Source organism: Rhodoplanes sp. Z2-YC6860, from assembly GCF_001579845.1.
Classification (GTDB): Bacteria; Pseudomonadota; Alphaproteobacteria; order Rhizobiales; family Xanthobacteraceae; genus Z2-YC6860.
The window spans coordinates 4124271-4141571 of sequence record NZ_CP007440.1 but is presented as its reverse complement, the minus strand read 5'-3'; the positions used below and the strand labels follow the sequence as shown (position 1 = coordinate 4141571).

The window sequence follows — 17301 nt, the reverse complement described above, 5'->3', positions numbered from 1 at the left end:
CACAATGGTCCGCATGGACCGCTCGCTCTACCGCCCCACCCTCCGCCAAACGTCTGCCCTTGTCGTGATCGCGGCCATCGCGCTGACGTTCGGCTTCGTCATGCGCTACGCAGTGATCCAGAATTCTGCGATCGGGATCGGCTGTGAAACCGCATCGACCTTATTGTGCACGGGCCGCTACGCGACGATCGTGCTGTTCCAGCAGCAAGTGTTCGGAGCTGTGGCGCTCGCGGGGGCGCTGCTCAACCTGTGCCGGCCATGGATCGTTCTGGCTGCCGTCGCACTGCTCTCAGGCGGCGCCGGCATCGTGCTTTACAACACCGTCCTCTCGGCCTTCGCGGTGGCTGCGCTGATCCTCAGCCTGGCGCGGCCCGCGCCCGCACGAGGCTGACCGCAAGCGCGACCAGGGTTGCCGCAAACCACAGCGCCTGCCAGTTGGCGAGCGTCTCGTTCCAGACGATGAACGCAGCACACATGGCAAGCACAACGGCTGCCGCGATCTCGGCGAGTGGTCGGCGTCCCGCAACGCGCGGCGCGACCAAGGACACCAACAAAACAGGCACCACTGCTCCGGTCATCGGCGCAAACGGAAAGTCGAGATAGCGCGGGTCGAAAGACAGCGCGAGCGCCGACTGGATGGCCAGCACCGTCAGACCGATCAAGAGGGCTCCCAGCAATACGGCCAACCCGCCGTGCAGGCGCTGCGAACGCGGGCCGATCACCTCGCCGAACGCCGGCACATGGCGCGACATTGCGAGGCTCGCGGCGCTCGTGATCGGCAGGCCGATCGAAACCGCGGCAAAGGCGAGCGACCGTATCCAAGCCCAAATCCCCAGGCTTTCGACCGGAATATTCTCGACGGTCCAGCCGATGAAGACGCCTCCCGACACTGCGCTCAACGCGATCGCAAGCCAGGCGCTGGTCGGCACACCGTCTTTGCGACGCGCCGCGAGCGCCGCCACAACGAACATCACCGCAGCCAGCGCGACGCCGCCCCCCGCCTGCCAAACCCAATTCGGATGGTTCGACACCGGCGCGCCCCATGTAAATTTGGGCTGGCGTGTCGCGTCGTCGTGAATGCCCCAGTGGCCGCCGACCGTACCCTCGAGATAGCGCTTCCATGGCTGGTCGAAGGCTTCGATCAGGTTGACGCGAAAGCCATCCTGCTTGCTGCGCTTGAGCACATCGGCCAGCACGCGCGCTTGTGTCGAAGGAGATGGTAACGCGCCTTCGCGCATTCGCCCGGCGCTGGGCCAGCCGAATTCGCCAATGAGGATTTCCTTGCCGGGAAAATCCTGGGCGACCAGCTTGCGGATCGTGCCGACATGATCGGCGGCCCTGGCTGCCGAAACCGGATCGTCTTCCCAGTACGGCAGGATGTGCACGGTGACGAAATCGACTGCACTCGATAGCTCTCGATTGCGCTGCCAGAACTCCCACACATCCGCGTAGGTGACGGGTGCCTTCACCTGCCGCTTCACACTCTCAATGTATTCGCGAAGCTTCGGCGCCGCGATCTCCCCGCGCAGCAACGCTTCATTGCCGACCACCACGGCGCGAATCGTGTCGGGGAATTGATTGGCGAGCTTGACGCCGGTTTCGATCTGATACTGCGTACGGTCGGAATGACTCGAAACCCAAATTCCGAGCAGCACCTTCAGGCCGTGCCGCTGCGCGATCTCTGGAATCTGATCGAGCCCGACGTCGACCGAATAGGTGCGCACGCAATCGGTCACTTTGGCGAGTTGCGTCAGATCTTCCTCGATCTGCCATGCTTCGACTCGCATCGAGGGATCGAGCGGTGTCTGCGTGCCGCGAAATGGCGCATAGGAAACACAATAAAGCTTCTCGCCGGGATCGAGCGGCGACGGCGGCATCGGAACCGCGGCGCCGAGCCACCACCAGCATACGACGATCGCGAAGGCCGCCAAGGTGAACAGACTGACAGGTTTATGCATCAAAGTTCAGCTGAGTGTGTTCCGATCAGTGTCGGCCCGCCGACGCGGTGCGACACTTTCATCAAAAGTTTTCAGGACGCTGGACAAAGCAAACAGGTTTGGCAATCTCTGCCACTAAACAATCGTGCGGTCGAAGCCGCAAATCGGACCCATTCGACAGACACAAATCCCGATCGATCGTTCGCGAACCCCAAACAAGAAAAAGCTCGTATGTTTTCCCCCCCGCGCTTGAGCCTCGCTGCACTGCTGGCGGCGTCCTGTCTGTTTGCATCCCTGCCGGCCTCAGCCCAGAACAACGAGACCAAGCCTGCGGACAAGCCGGCCGATAAACCGGCTCAAACCCAGGCTGTGGATCCCGACGCCCAGCGTAAGGCGGACGAATTCACCCAAGCCGCCCGGGAAATCAGCGGTCCGGCAGGCAATGCCGAGTGCGTCTTTCTCGGAAAGAACGTCGTTGGCCTGCTGTTTCGGAACGATATGGATACGGCATTCCGGCACCTCGATCTGTACGATCGGTTCGGATGTCCGGGTCCTCACATCCAATCGGCCTTCCGCTGCGTGCTGCGTCAGACCGCGAGCATCGATCCGAAATCCGGCCGGGGTCTGACCGACCGGCTGCAAAGCTGCTGGATCAACCCGGTCGCAACGACGGCAGCGGCCGCCGCCACCCAGGCTCCGGCTGCTCAACCTGCCCCGACCAAATCCGAGCCGGCGCCCGCCGCGGCTAAGGAGGGTGCGACATCTGCGCCCGGTGCCAATCAGGCGGCTCCACCCAAGACTTCAGGAACCCCCAGCCGGTGAAAGTGTTGACGCCCGACCCGATATAGATGGGCGTCATCAAAATAGGCGATGTCATCAATTCGCCACGACTGTGGGTATATAGTCATATGGCCTCGAATGAGGTAAGCTGCAAAGCAGCGATGGCCCACCCAGGGGACGGGTTGGCGCCGGACATCTCAAGCCCCGCTTGGTCTCGTTAAAATGCGCTTCGTCGCTCTTGTCGGCGTTGTGGCCGTGGCGTGTTTGCATGCCGGGGCATGGTCTCTCTCTCGCGATGTGATCGGGGCACCAGGCTTTCGCGGGCAATTGCCCAGCGTGTCCTACACGCCGTTCAATGGCTGCGCCTCTTCGGAGGACGAAGACGGCCAAAAGGAAAAGGCAAAGAAAGCTGCCGCGGGCGAGAACAAGTCTTCGTTCGTGCAAGACCTCTTCCCGAAACCGGAAGTCGCCGCCAAGCCAGACCCGAACGCTTGCCAACCCGATCAAATCCGGGCCGACCTGCAGGCGATCGCCCCCTATACCCGGGTGATCCGAACCTATTCGGCGACGCGCGGTATGGAGCTCGTTCCGCAGATCGCTCAGGAGTTCGGCCTGCGGGTGTCTCTCGGCGCTTGGCTTGGCACCGACGCGGACCGCAACGAGCGCGAGATCCAGTCGGTCATCGACCTGGCCCGGAAGAACCGGAACATCGAAAGCATCGTCGTCGGCAACGAGACGATCTACACCAACACGACGATCCCGGTGGCCAATCTGGCTCTCGGCTCCGACAAGGACCGGGACAACAAGGACGCCGAAGCCAGTCTCCTTCGTGAGGAGACCGAGCGGCTTAACGAGGCTCGGACCGATCAGGAGAAGCAATGGGCCAAGGACGAGAACAACGTCCAGCGGCTCATCAAGGTGATTCAACGGGTTCGGCGCGACACTGGGCTGCCGGTCACGACCGGTGAAATCCAGAGCCAATGGGCTTATCACCCTTCGCTTGCTGCGGCCGTCGACTTTATCGGCGCGCACATCTTGCCGTATTGGGAGAGCGTATCGGCGAACCAGGCTGTCGACTTTGCCGTCAAAATCTACGGCGAGCTTGGCCAGGCCTATCCGGGCAAGCGCATCGTGATCGCCGAGTTTGGCTGGCCGAGTGCCGGTCCCAACCGCAACGACGCATTGCCCGACTCGCTGACGCAGGCCGCGGTGCTGCGCAATTTCGTCAACCGGGCCGACGAGCTTGGCATCGAGTACAACATCATCGAAGCCTACGATCAGCCCTGGAAGGCCAGGACCGAAGGCGGCGTCGGTCCCTATTGGGGCTTCCTCGACGCCTCACGGCAGCCGAAGTTCTCCTGGACCGGGCCGATCCACAATCCCGACCACTGGAAGCTGACCACGATCGCGGTTGCGATTGGCGTTCTGCTGTCACTGCCGATCCTGGCGCTGGCGGCGGCCACCTTCGGCCAGGCGGTCCTGCTTGCAACTGCAGCCAACATTGCTGGCGCCTGGCTCGCCATCCTGTTCGCCTATTGGAACGGTCACTACTTCGTGCCGGGCGCGGCCTTCGCCTTCGGCCTCGCGATGGCGCTCCTGGTGCCAATGATCTTCGTGGCGCTGACCCGCATCGAGGACATCGCCGCGATCGCCTTCGGGGGCAAGCCCGCACGGCTGGTCACGGCGCCGCCTGTCGTCCCCGACCTGCCCAATCCGCCAAAGGTGTCGATCCACATCCCGGCCTATCGCGAGCCGCCGGAGATGCTGAAGCTCACCCTCGATTCGGTGGCGCGGCTGAACTACCCGAACTTCGAATGCGTGCTGGTGATCAACAACACGCCGGATCCGGCGATGTGGCAGCCAGTGGAAGAGCACTGCAAAAAGCTCGGCGAGCGCTTCAAGTTCATCCGCGAGGACAAGCTTGAGGGCTTCAAGGCCGGAGCGTTGCGGCTCGCGCTGACCCGCACCGCGGAGGACGCTGAGATCATCGGCATCCTCGATGCGGACTACACCGTGCAGGCTGACTGGCTGAAGGATCTGGTGCCGCTGTTTACCGATCCCAAGGTCGGCCTGGTTCAGGCTCCTCAGGATCATCGCGATGCCAACCGCAGCGTGATGCACGAAGCGATGAACGGCGAGTATGCCGGTTTCTTCGACATCGGCATGGTGCAGCGGAACGAGCACAACGCCATTGTCACCCACGGCACCATGTGCCTGATCCGGCGCGAGGCGATGATCGCGGCCGGCAACTGGTCGAGCGACACGATCTGCGAGGACACGGATTTAGGACTCACCATCCTCGAACTCGGCTGGACCTCGCACTACACCAACCGCCGCTACGGCCACGGCCTGCTGCCGGACAGCTACCAGGGCTACAAGCGCCAGCGCGATCGCTGGGCCTATGGCGGCTTCCAGATCATGAAGAAGCACTGGCGCCGGTTCCTGCCGGGCCGCAGCAACCTGACGAGCGAACAGAAGCGCGAATTCCTGCTCGGCTGGATGGGCTGGCTCGGTGCTGAAAGCATCGGCGTGCTGATGGCGGCGCTCAACCTAATCTGGATCATACTCGCGCCGCCGCTGTGGCTTGCCTACGACTACCTCCAGGGGCGGCCAATCAAGGGCTTCTGGACGGAGATCCACGGCAAGGTCGTCGCGGTGGTGCCCGACCAGGTCCTGACGCTGCCGATCCTCACCACCTTCGCGGTTGCGGTCATTCATTTCGTGTCGCTGTATCGCCTGCGGGTTTCGATCAAGCCCCGCCAGATGCTGAGCTCGGTGATCGCCGCGATGGCACTGCAGTGGTCGGTCGCGCGCGCCGTCGGCACGGGCATCGTGAAGGACGGCCTGCCCTTCGTCGTCACCGCCAAGGGCGGCGCCACCCGGCGTCGCTCGGAATTTCCCGCGTTCTGGGAAGCGGTGCTGGGCACGCTGCTGATCACCATCGCGATCCTGCTCTACGTCACCAACTTCAACCGGGTGTATCAAGCCAACCTGTTCGCCGCGGCCCTCGCCGTTCAGGCACTCCCGTTCCTGTCATCGGTGGCCATGGCGTTGCTTGAAAGAAGCCGAATCAATGAGTTCGCGTTCTGGCGCGGACTGGAAAACATCGTCATCGATATGCGTCCGCGGCGTTCGGCGATTGCGGCGCAACCGGCACCTGCGCCCGTTCCGGCCGAAGAGCGGCGTGTCATCGAACCGACGCACTGACGCTTCCGCTCACATTGGCAATCGTCGCGATGCCCGGCCCTGTGCCGGGCATCAGCGTTTTGGCCACAAAGCAAGGCGTGGACTAACCGCGCAGCGCGGTCTCGACGAGCTTCACCCAATACGATGTCCCGACCGGGATGATCTCGTCGTTGAAGTTATACTGCGGGTGATGCAGCCCCGCGCTGTCGCCGTTACCGACGAAGATGAAGGCGCCCGGCCGACTTTCCAGCATGAACGAGAAATCCTCGGCACCCATCACCGGCGGCGTTCCGGTGTCGACCCGATCCTTGCCGACCACGTTGGCCGCGACTTCGGCGGCAAATGACGTCTGGCGGTCGTGGTTGCGGGTCACCGGGTAGTCGCGCTTGTAGGTGAGCGTGGCCTTGGCGCCGTAGAGCTTGGCGGTACCCTCCACCACCTCGCGGACGCGCTTCTCGACGATGTCACGCGTGGCCTCGGTCAGGCTCCGCGCTGTGCCGCGCAGCTGCGCGGTCTGAGGGATTATGTTGTCGGCGGTGCCCGCATGGAACTGGGTGATCGATATCACCGCTGACTCAAGCGGGTCGACATTGCGCGACACGATGGTCTGCAGCTGGTTGATGATCGCGGCCCCCACCACGACCGTATCGATCGACGTATGCGGCCGCGCCGCATGCCCGCCCAATCCTTCGATGTCGATATAGATGCGGTCGGCCGCCGCCATCATCGGGCCGGAGCGGATGGCAAACTCGCCGAGTGGAATGCCCGGATAGTTGTGCATGCCGTAGACCTCTTCGACCTTGAAGCGGTCCATCATGCCGTCCTTGACCATCTCGCGGCCGCCACCGCCGCCCTCCTCGGCCGGCTGGAAGATCACGACAGCCGTGCCATCGAAGTTGCGGGTCTCGGCGAGGTATTTGGCAGCGCCGAGCAGCATCGCGGTGTGGCCGTCGTGGCCGCAAGCATGCATCTTGCCGTCGTTCTTCGAGGCGTAGGACAGGCCGGTGGCTTCCGTGATCGGCAGTGCATCCATGTCGGCGCGCAAGCCGATGGTCCGCTGGCTGCCGCCCTTCCTGCCACGGATCACACCGACCACCCCGGTACGGCCGATGCCGGTGACGACGTCGTCGCAGCCGAAGCTCTTCAGCTTCTCGGCGACGACGTCCGCGGTGCGGTGCACATCGAACAGAATTTCAGGGTGCGCGTGAAGGTCATGCCGCCAGCCCTTGATCTCGTCGTGCAGGTCGGCGACGCGGTTAACGATCGGCATGGCGTATCTCCTCAAGCGCGAACGGCGCGCCGCTGGCATGTCTTTCCCGGCCCGGATGACCTTAGCAAATCGGACCCCCGGCGGCAGGTCAACTGTCGATCTTTTACAGAATTCCTATTTTTTAACCCTTGCCTCCCTCTCGCTTTCAAACATCGGTTCAGTTGATGTGAACGCCCGCCAAACCAGCAACAGCCGTAGCTCCCAAGCATGACTGTCGAGCCCGACGAAGACGACCGCCATGCCTCGAAAATCCGCGAATGGCTTCTGGCGCTGCTGCGATTTGCCGTGACGCGACGGCACACGGATCATGCGGTCGCGGTTATGATCGCAGACAAACTCGATTCCGTGGCGGGCAATGGTGGCCGGTCGCGCCGCGCTTTTTCACCCGAACGACCGATGAGGTTTGCGCGGCCATCGCCACTCTCGCCGACGGACAGGACAGCATCGTCCTGCGCCGACACATCGAGCGCATCGACGATCCTCGCCTGCGGCGAGCATTCCAGGCGGCAATGGGCTTGGTGGAAACGCGTGAGCCTGATCGGCGCCGCGAAACAAGGCCGCCGGCCAGGAACGAGGATCTGTGGCGAGGCCTGCCCGTTCGCATCAAGAGGCGTGCCTAGAGAACACGCCAAAACGACTATGACATTCCTATAACGCGGTTCCGGGCTTCATCTCGCTTCTTTATGGCGTCTTCTCCATCTTCAGCATGGCCACGAGTTGCACCCACCAATGGGAGCTGACGCCGATGCTGCACGTGCCCAGACAACAAACGTCGCTCGACCAACTCGCCGAACGCCTGCACCACGCCTGTACCAGTTCGCTCGAACCAATCGCCGTTGTGATTTCATATGCATGCAGCGACGTTACTGCCCACACGCCCTATGCCAGAGAAAATCTGAAGCGACTGAGCGCCGCCGGTGCCTGGATCGATGCCGCGCTCGCGTTGCTGACGCTGGAAGCGCCGCAATGGACGCTCCGCCGTCTCACCTTCGATGACGGCGAATGGTTCTGCTCGCTGTCCCGGTATCCGCAGCTTCCGATCGAGATCGACGATACGATCGACAGCCGCCACGAGATTGCGGCGATTGCGATCCTGCTGGCGCTGGTCGAGACGCGAAAGGCCGCGCAACCGGAGTTCCAGAGAGCTACGGCTGTGCGCCTGCAACGGCTGTCTGCAGTCCCCATGAATTGCGACGATTTCGCTTGAGCAATCCCGTGCCGTATCGCGCCCCCGCCGGCCCGCGGCGCACGTCACCGCCCTGGATCAGGCTGATCGCCATCGCGCAAACCATGGCCGCTCGTGTTTCTCGCGCGTCTGACTGCGCCCGGGTCGACCGCGCCGCCGTGGAACGCGAGCTGTTCGGCGGGCTCTATACCTATTCATCCAAGAACGACGATGACCTGCCCGCTGTGGGACTTGCTGTCCACGGGCGAAACTCCTCCGGCCTGTGAGTGAGACAGCCGCATCTTTATGCGGGACTTATAACGTCATCCTTCATCTTCCCTCGAATTCAAACGCAGCTCTCTGCACATTCCCAGCATCGGCCATCGCGTGAACCGCAGCGCGAGCCGTTGATGAAAGGAAGCGTGTCATGAACAACCATTCGGAGCCCCCGCTATCGAAGACCCATGCTGCCAATAACCTGTTCTACCTCGGCAAGGACAGTGAGGGTCACTGGGTGGTGAAAGACCAGGGTGGCCTGCGGGGCGGACTCTTTGTCGATCGCGCGCAGGCCCTGCGCTTTGCGCTGTTCGAGAACGGCCGCAATCCGCGCGCCGTGATCATGGTGCCGGGAGTTATGAGTCTCGACCTCAACATGAGGCCGTCGCCCCAAAACAACACCGACCGAGAGAAAGCCCGCGACAATCCCGCCATACGGCTTGTCGCTTGAGATCGGTGCAGCCATGTCCACCATCGGCCGACATGTGACCAAGCTTTCCGGCTACGCACCGGCGCTGCCGACGCCATTCAACCAGGATGGCAACCTTGACGCCGACGCGTTCGCGGAGTTCTGCAGCCGCCAGGTCGACGAAGGCGCGTCGGCGCTCGTGGTTGCCGACACCATGGGGGAAGCGCCGACATTAACGCCCGCCGAGCATGTCCGGCTAATCCATATCGCCCGCGAGGTCTCGAACGGCCGCGTGCCGGTGATCGCCGGCTGCGGATCGAATTCGACCGAACATGCGGTTGATCTGACGCAAGAGGCGGAAGACGCCGGTGCCGACGCCGTGCTGCTGGTCGTGCCCTACTACAACAAGCCGACGCAAGCGGGCCTCATTGCGCACTTCCGCGAAATCGCACAGTCCACGGCCTTGCCGGTGTTCCTGCACGATGAGCCCTCGCGCACGGTGTGCGGCCTGGCCGACGCGACCGTGGCGCGACTGGCCGAGCTTCCGCAGATCATCGGCTTGAAGGATGCGACCGGCGACGTGACGCGGCCCTGCCACCTGCGGCCGCTGGTCGGTGCGGAGTTCAGGCTCATGACCGGCGACGACGCCACGGCCTTGGGTTATCTGGCGCAAGGCGGCGACGGCTGCATCTCGGTCACGTCCAACATGGCTCCAGGGCTGTGCCGTAACGTGTTCCTGGCTTACCGGCAGGGACAGATCGCGCGAGCCCAGCGCCTTGCCGTTCAGGCCGGCCGGCTGACCTCGGCCCTGCTCTGCGAGGCAACGCCCGCACCGCTGAAATATGCGCTCAGCACACTTGGCTGGATGTCGCCGGACGTCCGCCTTCCCATGGTGCCACCCGGCGAGGCAGTCCGAAGGCAACTCGACGCCGTGATCGCGCAATCAAGCGTGGAGTACGCCGCGTCCATGATCGGCCGCCGCCTGTGCTTTGGTCACCGGCCGCGCGCCGCCTGAGGCGGACGCCACGGCCGGCCAAAAAAATGGCCGAAGCGCCAGGCTCCGGCCATCAGTTCACGCTTATCCGCCTTGTTATTCAGCGGCAACGGGCTGACCGGCCTCCCGCGCGGCGCGCCGCGCGAGTTTCACCGGCGAATAGACCGGGTCGAGATTGAACAGCCTCTGCGCATTGCCACCAAGGATGTTGCGCTTGCCCTCCTCTTTCAGGAACGGCAGATCGTAGATCGTCGACGGCAGATCCATGTCCCAGTGCGGATAGTCCGACGAGTACAGGAGCTGGGTGTCCGCCTTGATCATCTTGAAGGTCAGCTCCAGCGCTTCACGGTTGTCGACCATCTCCATCGGCTGCGTGGTGTAGAACATCTCGCGCATGTATTCGCTGGGCTTGCGCTTGAGCAGGCCGCAGTCCGACGTACGCATCATGAACTCGTTGTCGAGCCGCTGCATCAGGAATGGGATCCAGGCGAGCCCGCTTTCGATCCAGAGCGTCTTCAACTTCGGGAAGCGCTCCGGCATGCCATTGGTGATCCAATTGGTCATGTGCAGCATGTTGCACCAGGTGAATCCCAGCGCATGCACCCCGATGAATCGGTTGCAAAGCTGCAGGCTCTGGTCGGTCCAGGTGAAGGCCGCATGGAAACCGAGCGGCAGGTTGCGCTCCTCCAACATGTGGTAGGTCTTCATGTAGGCGTTGTCGTAGTTCGCCTTGTAGTGAGTCGACGTCACCATGAAACCGATCACGCCCTTGCGGTCGGCGAACTCCTTGACGATCTCGTAGCTCGCCTCCGGATCGTGGAACGGCAGATAAAGCATCGACTTGATGCGCGGATCGGCGTCGAGGATCTTGTCGCAGAGCCAGCGGTTATAGGCCTTGGCCATGGCGACCTCGACCTGGATGCGCGGGCAGTTCGACAGGTTGAGCATCGGCGTCGGGAACATCACCGCCATGTCGACGCCCATGGCGTCCATCCAACGCTCCATCAGCGTCAGGTCGCGGTGCTTGGTGGTCGGCACCTTCTCGTTCTTGCGCTCGGGATAGCGCGTGATGCGGCCGGCGATCTCCTGATACGAGCCGGTTTCCGAGGTGAAGCCACCGCGCGAGTGGCCCTGGAACTTGGCCTCATAGCGCATCACCGGATCGTCGATGTATTCGGCGATCTCCTTGAAAGCCTCGGTCTCGTAATGGTGCGAGTCGGTGTCGACGATCAGGAAGTCTTCGTACTTGCGGTCGATCGCCTGGGTCACGGCGTTGCGAAGGAGCGTGCGGGTGTCGAACTCCTCGCTCGCAAGGTCGCGGAAATCGCGGTTGGCCTGATTCTGCAGAGCCTGCGGATCGGTCAGCATGGACATGGAGAAGCCTCTTTAACGGTTGCCGCCTTGCGGCGTGAGACGGCCGATGCCCGACATCGATTGCCAGGCGCCCAATTCGAACACTTCGATGCCCGCGCTTTCCAGAAGCGCGGTGCAGCCGATCGCGACGTCGGTCACGGTGACGCCGCTGTTGCGGCCATAGGGCCGCGGCGCGTTGCCCATCTGGGCTTTCGCGGCATAGAGCCGGACGATGGCGCCGAACGCCTGGCCGAGCGAGTCATCCGGAATATCGTCCAGCCGGTTCGCCTCGATCGCCTCGGCGCAGGCCGCGGCGAGATCGCTGGCAAGCTCCGGAAACGCGGCGATGCGGTTGGCGTCAGACTGCGACATAGATTTCGTCGCCCCGCTCGATGACGTCGTATTTTTTCAACTTGTGACGGTTGTCGATGACGTGGCAGCCGTCCTTGAGATGGAACTCCCAGCCGTGCCACGGACAAACGATGTGCATGTCGCTCTCGTCGAAATCCTGACCGAGCAAGATGCCTTTCTCGCCGAGCTTCTCGACCACCTGCGGCATCTTCAGGCCCTCGCAGGCCGGTCCGCCCTGATGCGGGCATTGGTTGCGGTAGGCGTAATAGGCGCCCTTGTGGAAGATCACGCCGATCTCGACAGGCCCGCTCTTCACCAGGCGGGTGCCGCCATCGGCGATCTCGCCCTTTTTGCACACGTGGATTTCGGCCAAGGCCTGCTCCCTTTGATTATTAGAACTCTTATTATAAGATACCTTATGATTGGGTCAACTTATCGCTGCGTGCCCTCCGGAGAAAACAGGTGACCGCAACGGTTCGCAAATTCGAGAAGCGCGGCGCTTCCGCGGCACAGCATGACGTTCCCAACATCGGGCTGGGCATGCTGCTGCGCGATGCAAATGCGGTATTCAACCGCGCGCTGCGTGAGGAGCTCGCCCAGCACAAGATCACCTTCAGCCAGTACCAGCATCTGCGTCAGCTTTGGCAGGAAGATGGTCTCGCGCAGGTCGATCTGTCACGGCGGATCGGGATCGAGACCGCCTCGTCGACCGCCGTGATCGATCAGCTCGAAAAGCTCGGTCTCATCCGCAGGAAGCGCGATCCGCAGGATCGCCGGCGCATCATTGTGACGCTGACGCCGCCGGGCCGCGCGCTGGAGAAGCCGCTCGACGATTGCGCGATCGCGGTGAACCTCCGCGCCCGCGCCGGCCTCTCGAAAGCCGACGTCGCGGCGATGTTCGAAACAGTTGGAAAGATCATCCGCAACTTGCGGAGATAATCGCTATGCCGGGTTCAATTTCGACCGCCCGCCTCCGCGACCAGGCCAGCCTTGGCAGCAAGGCCACGCCACAGCGCGACCTCGCGCTGGATCCGGTCATGCGCCTCGATAGGCGTGCTGCTGGTGGCGATGATGGCCTGGCCCGCGAGCGCGCGCTTGACCTCGGGCTCGGCCATGATGTCCCTGATGTTGTCACTGATGCGCGTGACGATCTCGTTGGGCGTCTTCGGCGGCATCATCACCGCAAACAGCAGCGACACCTCGAAGTCCTTGACACCGGCCTCCGCCATGGTCGGCACGCCGGGCAGGTCTTCGCTGCGCTTGTCCATCGCGACAGCCAGCGCCTTGAGCTTGCCTTCGCGGATCATCTCGAGGCTCGTGCCGAGGATGCCGAACTGCATGTCGATGCGCCCCTCGACCAGGTCGAGCAGCGCCTGGGTCGAAGTCTTGTAGGGCACGTGATTGAATTCGGCGCCGGTCTTGGCCGAGAACAGCTCCATCGCGAGGTAGGCAAGGCTCGCCTGCCCGACCGACGAATAGCTGATCGTGCGCGGCTTGGCCTTGGCGAGCGCGACCACATCGGCGACGGTCTTCACCGGCAGCGTCGAGCTCGCCACCAGCACGTAAGGCGACGTGCCAACGACCGCGACCGGCACGAAGTCATTGACCGGATCGAACGGCAGCTTGGCGTTGAAGATCGGCGCGGTGACGTGCGTCGTCGAGGTCGCGATGCCAAGCATGTAGCCGTCCGGCGCGCCCTTCGCGACCACGTCCGCGCCCAGAATGCCGCTTGCGCCCGCGCGGTTCTCTGCGATCACCGGCTGGCCGATGCGTTCGCTGAGCTTCTGGCCAATCAATCGCGCCATCACGTCAGCGGCAGAACCGGCCGGCAGCGGAACGATAAAGCGCAGCGGATGATCAGGCCACTTGCTTTGCGCGTTTGCAGCGCTTGCGCCGCACATCATCGCCACAACAACAAGCGCGGCACGCATGGCTTTCATTCGCCTATCCTTTGTTTGACGTTTCCTCGGCGTCAGACATAACGGCCTGCGCAATCCCGTCAACCACATCTGCGTTCATGCTCTGGAGATCAAGATGCCCTACCAGGATTTTCGCCAGTTCCTCGATGTGTTGCGTCAGCAGGGCGAACTGATCGACATCGATCGTCCGGTCGCATTGACCGACGTCGGCAAGGCGCTGAAGCAGGCCTATCAGAAAGGCCGGCCCGCCGTGTCTTTCAACTACAACAGCACGGAGTTCCCGCTGGTGTGCGGCCTCTATTCGGACCGCAACAAGGCGCTTCTCGCGTTCCAGAGCGACGAGAAATCGATCATGCAGAAGGTGCTCGACGGACTCGACAATCCGATCAAGCCTGTGATGGTCAACGGCGCAGCGCCTTGCCATGAGGTTGTGATCCAAGAAGAAGATATCGACCTCTACAGCCTGCCGATACCGACCTACAGCCCGAAGGATGGCGGCCCCTACATCACGCCGGGCATCGTGGTGTCGAAGGATCCGGAAACCGGCGTGCCGGATATCGGCCACTATCGCTTTCTCATTCTCAGCAAGAACACCGTGTCATTCTCGGCGCAGCCGTTCCACCGCTTCGGCAAGAATCTCGCGAAATGCCAGAAGATGGGCGTGAAGCCGCGCGCCGCGCTGATCATCGGCGTCGATCCGATCCTCGCCTACACGTGCCAGGTCCAGGTGCATGATCAGACCAACGACTGGGAGGTTGCGGGCGGACTTCGCGGCGCGCCGATCGAACTGACCAAGTGCAAAACCTGCGACATCGAGGTGCCGGCAACGTCGGAATTCGTCATCGAGTTCGAAGTCGACATGGACAAGACCGTGATGGAAGGCCCGCTCGGCGAATACACCGGCTATTACACGCCTGCCTCGCTGAAACCTGTGGCGAAGATCACCGCGATCACGCACCGCAAGAAGCCGATCTTCCAGGGGTTGCTCACCGGCAAACCGATCACCGAGAACCATATCCTCAAGCAGATTCCGTTCGAGGCCTCGTTCCTCAAGACGTTGAAGCGGCAATTCCCGACCATCGATCAGATCTCGGTGCGCGCTTCGGCCGGCGTGTCGTTCTATGTGGTGATCTCGATGAACCAACGCTTCGCCGGCGAAGCGCGTCAGGTGATCCTCTCGGCGATGTCGAGCAACATCCGGCCGAAATGGGTGATCATCGTCGATCCCGACATCGACGTGCACTCGTCGTCGGATGTCGAATGGGCCATGGCATTCCGCACCCAGCCGCAGAAGGACGTGATCATCGTCGATCAGATTCCGGCCGGCCCCTCGGACCCCTCGATCGACGATCCGACCAAGCCGCGTCCGTTCCGCACCGCGTCCTCGATCGGCATCGACGCGACGCGGCCCTACGGAAAGCCATTCTCGGAAGTGGCCGACGTGCCGGGCTGGGAGGACTTCGAGATGCCCGAGCTCGACGGCCGGTAACAGCCCGGCGGCTTAGTCTCGACCAACGATCTTGAGAGGCCCGCCGAACGCGGCGGGCACGCGTCCCATGCGCGCGGATGAGTTGACAGAACAGGCGCAAAGAGATCGCTTATCCGCCGAAATTCACGCCACGCCAGGAAGAGAAAATGCGGACCATCACTCTCGAAGAGCACTTCGGCAGCCCAGGTTTCCTCGCCGGTCCGGGCAAGGAATTCATGGGACGGATCCGCGATGCAGGGCCGCGCGGCGCGGCGATCTACGAAAAACTCAAAGACATCGGCGACAAGCGCATCGCCGAGATGGATGCCGACAAGATCGATATGCAGGTGCTCTCGCTGAACTCTCCAGGCGTGGAGCAATCCGATGCCGCGGAGCAGATTTCGGCCGCGCGTGAGTCCAACGACTTCCTGGCTGACGCCGTCAAAAAGCATCCGACGCGGTTTGCTGCTTTCGCCGCGCTGCCGACAGCCGCACCGGAAAAGGCGGCGGAAGAACTGGAGCGTCGGGTCCGTCAGCAAGGCTTCAAAGGCGCCCTCATCAACGGCCATACACGCGGCCGCTATCTCGATGACAAGTTCTTCTGGCCGATCCTGGAGCGGGCCGAAGCCCTCAACACGCCGATCTATCTGCATCCAACGCCGCCGCCAAAAGCGGTGTTCGATGCGCAATACAGCGGCTTCAGCCCGCAAGTGAGCGGCGTTTTCTCAACCGGCGGCTGGGGCTGGCATATCGAAACCGCGATCCATCTCGTTCGCATGATCCTCGGGGGAGTCTTCGATAAGTATCCCAAGCTGCAAGTCGTGATCGGTCACCTGGGCGAAGGCATCCCGTTCATGCTGCCGCGGCTGAACAAGAACCTGCCGACGGAGATGACGAAGCTCGGCCGTCCGGTCGGCGCTTATCTGCGGGAAAACGTTCACTACACGTTCGGCGGCTTCAATTTCACGGCGACGTTTCAAAATCTGGTGCAAGAAGTCGGGATCGATCGGATCATGTTCTCGGTCGACTACCCGTATGGATCGATGGCCGAGGCGCGTGCGTTTCTGGAGCAACTCCCGATCAGCCCAGCGGACAAAGAGCGCATCGCCCACGGCAACGCGGAGCGGCTGTTCGGATTCTAGAGCGGTTCACTTCTTTTCTGAATCGCTGGGGATTCCGCTGGGCTTCGAATTGTGATTCAAGCTGCTGGCTGGGTTGGAGGCCAGCAGCTCATGACCCGACCTCTGTCCAATGATCTGCGTGAGCGTGTCGTTGCGGCGGTGCGGAACGGTGAGAGCTGCCGGACGGTGGCTTCGCGGTTCGGCGTGGCGGTGTCGTCGGTGGTGAAGTGGTCTCAGCGCTATCGGACGACTGGCTCAGTGTCGCCGAGCAAGATGGGTGGATATCGCAAGCCGGTGCTCGATCCGCATCGGGCCTTCATCCTGGAGCGCATCAGACAGACCCCGCATCTGACCCTGCATGGGCTGAAGGACGAACTTGCCGCGCGTGGGGTAAAGGTCTCGCACAATGCCGTGTGGCTGTTCCTGCGGCGCGAAGACCTGCGGTTCAAAAAAAACACTGTTCGCGCTTGAACAGGCCCGGGCCGACATCGCCCGCAGACGAAAGCGCTGGCGATCCTGGCAGGCCGGTCTCGATCCACGGCGTTTGGTCTTCATCGACGAAACCTGGATCAAGACCAGCATGGCCCCACTGCGCGGATGGGGACGCAAGGGCGATCGCCTGCGAGCTTACGCGCCGCATGGTCATTGGCGGACGCTGACCTTCCTCGGCGCGCTCCGCCACGACGGCCTCACAGCCCCTTGCGTGTTCGATGGCCCGATCAACGGCGAGTGCTTCCGAGCCTATGTCCAGCAGCAACTCGTTCCCGCACTGAAGGCCGGCGATATTGTCGTCATGGACAACCTCGGAAGCCACAAGGCTGCCGTGCTGCGACAGATCATAAGAGCAGCCGGAGCCAGGCTCTGGTACCTGCCGCCCTACTCGCCGGACCTCAATCCGATCGAGCAGGCCTTCGCCAAGATCAAACATTGGATGCGCATGGCTCAAAGGCGCACCATCGACGATGTCTGGCGCCAAATCGGCAGCCTCGTCACAACCATAGGCCCCCGCGAATGCAGCAACTACTTCGCAAACGCCGGATACGCTTCCGTCAAATTGTGAACCGCTCTAGCG

18 protein-coding genes are annotated in these 17301 nt (G+C 62.6%); 11 read left to right on the top strand and 7 right to left on the bottom strand.

Going from position 1 to position 17301, the window contains the following annotated elements; genetic code table 11:
* The first annotated feature begins 13 nt into the window (after positions 1–13).
* Positions 14–391 carry a hypothetical protein gene (locus RHPLAN_RS19150; protein WP_157100350.1) on the top strand — a complete coding sequence of 126 codons (378 nt, stop codon included), beginning with the start codon at positions 14–16 and terminating at the stop codon, positions 389–391.
* Here the strand turns inward: RHPLAN_RS19150 and RHPLAN_RS19145 are convergent.
* Entirely contained in the window at positions 357–1958 is a 1602-nt protein-coding gene (locus RHPLAN_RS19145; protein WP_068020877.1) for a glycoside hydrolase family 17 protein, read from the bottom strand. The genes RHPLAN_RS19150 and RHPLAN_RS19145 overlap by 35 nt on opposite strands.
* On the opposite strand from RHPLAN_RS19145, the gene RHPLAN_RS40160 reads away from it, so the two are divergent.
* On the top strand, positions 1953–2759 hold the full coding sequence (locus tag RHPLAN_RS40160; RefSeq protein WP_198164413.1) for a hypothetical protein: 807 nt from the start codon (positions 1953–1955) through the stop codon (positions 2757–2759). The genes RHPLAN_RS19145 and RHPLAN_RS40160 overlap by 6 nt on opposite strands.
* Before the next feature lie 180 nt (positions 2760–2939).
* Complete coding sequence (locus RHPLAN_RS19135; protein ID WP_068020873.1) at positions 2940–5924, top strand: glycosyltransferase; 2985 nt, start codon at positions 2940–2942, stop codon at positions 5922–5924.
* Between the two features lie 82 nt (positions 5925–6006).
* On the opposite strand, the gene RHPLAN_RS19130 is transcribed toward RHPLAN_RS19135, so the two are convergent.
* Complete coding sequence (locus RHPLAN_RS19130; RefSeq protein WP_068020871.1) at positions 6007–7173, bottom strand: M20 aminoacylase family protein; 1167 nt, start codon at positions 7171–7173, stop codon at positions 6007–6009.
* Positions 7174–7287: 114 nt separating this feature from the next.
* Positions 7288–7482: a hypothetical protein gene (locus RHPLAN_RS19125; RefSeq protein WP_068020869.1), complete on the bottom strand. Its 195-nt coding sequence runs from the start codon at positions 7480–7482 to the stop codon at positions 7288–7290.
* 436 nt (positions 7483–7918) lie between these two features.
* Here RHPLAN_RS19125 and RHPLAN_RS19120 point away from each other — a divergent pair, with 436 nt between their 5' ends.
* The 4 genes from RHPLAN_RS19120 to dapA all read left to right on the top strand — a co-directional run bounded on the left by RHPLAN_RS19120 (position 7919) and on the right by dapA (position 10038).
* Entirely contained in the window at positions 7919–8380 is a 462-nt protein-coding gene (locus tag RHPLAN_RS19120; RefSeq protein ID WP_068020867.1) for a hypothetical protein, read from the top strand.
* Positions 8377–8625: a hypothetical protein gene (locus tag RHPLAN_RS19115; RefSeq protein WP_068020865.1), complete on the top strand. Its 249-nt coding sequence runs from the start codon at positions 8377–8379 to the stop codon at positions 8623–8625. Before RHPLAN_RS19120 ends, RHPLAN_RS19115 begins: the two co-directional genes overlap by 4 nt.
* A 140-nt stretch (positions 8626–8765) precedes the next feature.
* Positions 8766–9065, top strand: a complete 300-nt coding sequence (locus RHPLAN_RS19110) for a hypothetical protein (RefSeq protein ID WP_068020863.1) — start codon at positions 8766–8768, stop codon at positions 9063–9065.
* A 13-nt stretch (positions 9066–9078) separates the two neighbouring features.
* Complete coding sequence (gene dapA, locus RHPLAN_RS19105) at positions 9079–10038, top strand: 4-hydroxy-tetrahydrodipicolinate synthase (protein WP_084246569.1); 960 nt, start codon at positions 9079–9081, stop codon at positions 10036–10038.
* Between the two features lie 75 nt (positions 10039–10113).
* Here the strand turns inward: dapA and RHPLAN_RS19100 are convergent, their stop codons facing one another.
* From RHPLAN_RS19100 to RHPLAN_RS19090, 3 genes are read right to left on the bottom strand one after another with little or no spacing between them, the layout of a single operon-like run.
* Positions 10114–11391 (bottom strand): amidohydrolase family protein, encoded by a 1278-nt coding sequence (locus RHPLAN_RS19100; RefSeq protein WP_237179857.1) that lies wholly within the window; start codon positions 11389–11391, stop codon positions 10114–10116.
* A gap of 12 nt (positions 11392–11403) precedes the next feature.
* Complete coding sequence (locus RHPLAN_RS19095) at positions 11404–11742, bottom strand: hypothetical protein (protein ID WP_068020861.1); 339 nt, start codon at positions 11740–11742, stop codon at positions 11404–11406.
* Positions 11729–12094 (bottom strand): Rieske (2Fe-2S) protein, encoded by a 366-nt coding sequence (locus tag RHPLAN_RS19090; protein ID WP_198164412.1) that lies wholly within the window; start codon positions 12092–12094, stop codon positions 11729–11731. The genes RHPLAN_RS19095 and RHPLAN_RS19090 overlap by 14 nt, the downstream gene beginning before the upstream one ends.
* Before the next feature lie 89 nt (positions 12095–12183).
* Between RHPLAN_RS19090 and RHPLAN_RS19085 the strand changes: the two genes are divergently transcribed.
* A complete protein-coding gene (locus RHPLAN_RS19085) occupies positions 12184–12660 on the top strand; it encodes a MarR family winged helix-turn-helix transcriptional regulator (protein WP_068020859.1) in 477 nt (158 codons plus the stop codon).
* Between the two features lie 14 nt (positions 12661–12674).
* On the opposite strand, the gene RHPLAN_RS19080 is transcribed toward RHPLAN_RS19085, so the two are convergent.
* Positions 12675–13661 carry a Bug family tripartite tricarboxylate transporter substrate binding protein gene (locus RHPLAN_RS19080; protein ID WP_198164411.1) on the bottom strand — a complete coding sequence of 329 codons (987 nt, stop codon included), beginning with the start codon at positions 13659–13661 and terminating at the stop codon, positions 12675–12677.
* A 94-nt stretch (positions 13662–13755) separates the two neighbouring features.
* Between RHPLAN_RS19080 and RHPLAN_RS19075 the strand changes: the two genes are divergently transcribed.
* From RHPLAN_RS19075 to RHPLAN_RS38455, 3 genes are all read left to right on the top strand, one after another.
* Complete coding sequence (locus RHPLAN_RS19075; RefSeq protein ID WP_068020856.1) at positions 13756–15129, top strand: UbiD family decarboxylase; 1374 nt, start codon at positions 13756–13758, stop codon at positions 15127–15129.
* Between the two features lie 146 nt (positions 15130–15275).
* Entirely contained in the window at positions 15276–16250 is a 975-nt protein-coding gene (locus RHPLAN_RS19070) for an amidohydrolase family protein (protein ID WP_068020854.1), read from the top strand.
* A 90-nt stretch (positions 16251–16340) separates the two neighbouring features.
* A protein-coding gene (locus RHPLAN_RS38455) for an IS630 family transposase (RefSeq protein ID WP_157099989.1) occupies positions 16341–17289 on the top strand; the annotation gives its coding sequence in 2 pieces (ribosomal slippage) (positions 16341–16676 and positions 16678–17289; 948 coding nt in all).
* Positions 17290–17301: the final 12 nt, after the last annotated feature.

Excerpts from the sequence above, each read along its gene's own strand:
- RHPLAN_RS40160 (WP_198164413.1), top strand. The coding sequence starts at position 1,953 with ATGCATCAAAGTTCAGCTGAGTGTGTTCCGATCAGTGTCGGCCCGCCG.
- dapA (WP_084246569.1), top strand. The coding sequence starts at position 9,079 with ATGTCCACCATCGGCCGACATGTGACCAAGCTTTCCGGCTACGCACCG.
- RHPLAN_RS19130 (WP_068020871.1), bottom strand. The coding sequence starts at position 7,173 with ATGCCGATCGTTAACCGCGTCGCCGACCTGCACGACGAGATCAAGGGC.
- RHPLAN_RS19145 (WP_068020877.1), bottom strand. The coding sequence starts at position 1,958 with ATGCATAAACCTGTCAGTCTGTTCACCTTGGCGGCCTTCGCGATCGTC.
- RHPLAN_RS19150 (WP_157100350.1), top strand. The coding sequence starts at position 14 with ATGGACCGCTCGCTCTACCGCCCCACCCTCCGCCAAACGTCTGCCCTT.
- RHPLAN_RS19120 (WP_068020867.1), top strand. The coding sequence starts at position 7,919 with ATGCTGCACGTGCCCAGACAACAAACGTCGCTCGACCAACTCGCCGAA.
- RHPLAN_RS19075 (WP_068020856.1), top strand. The coding sequence starts at position 13,756 with ATGCCCTACCAGGATTTTCGCCAGTTCCTCGATGTGTTGCGTCAGCAG.
- RHPLAN_RS19135 (WP_068020873.1), top strand. The coding sequence starts at position 2,940 with ATGCGCTTCGTCGCTCTTGTCGGCGTTGTGGCCGTGGCGTGTTTGCAT.
- RHPLAN_RS19095 (WP_068020861.1), bottom strand. The coding sequence starts at position 11,742 with ATGTCGCAGTCTGACGCCAACCGCATCGCCGCGTTTCCGGAGCTTGCC.
- RHPLAN_RS19070 (WP_068020854.1), top strand. The coding sequence starts at position 15,276 with ATGCGGACCATCACTCTCGAAGAGCACTTCGGCAGCCCAGGTTTCCTC.
- RHPLAN_RS19110 (WP_068020863.1), top strand. The coding sequence starts at position 8,766 with ATGAACAACCATTCGGAGCCCCCGCTATCGAAGACCCATGCTGCCAAT.
- RHPLAN_RS19080 (WP_198164411.1), bottom strand. The coding sequence starts at position 13,661 with ATGAAAGCCATGCGTGCCGCGCTTGTTGTTGTGGCGATGATGTGCGGC.
- RHPLAN_RS19125 (WP_068020869.1), bottom strand. The coding sequence starts at position 7,482 with ATGATCCGTGTGCCGTCGCGTCACGGCAAATCGCAGCAGCGCCAGAAG.
- RHPLAN_RS19100 (WP_237179857.1), bottom strand. The coding sequence starts at position 11,391 with ATGTCCATGCTGACCGATCCGCAGGCTCTGCAGAATCAGGCCAACCGC.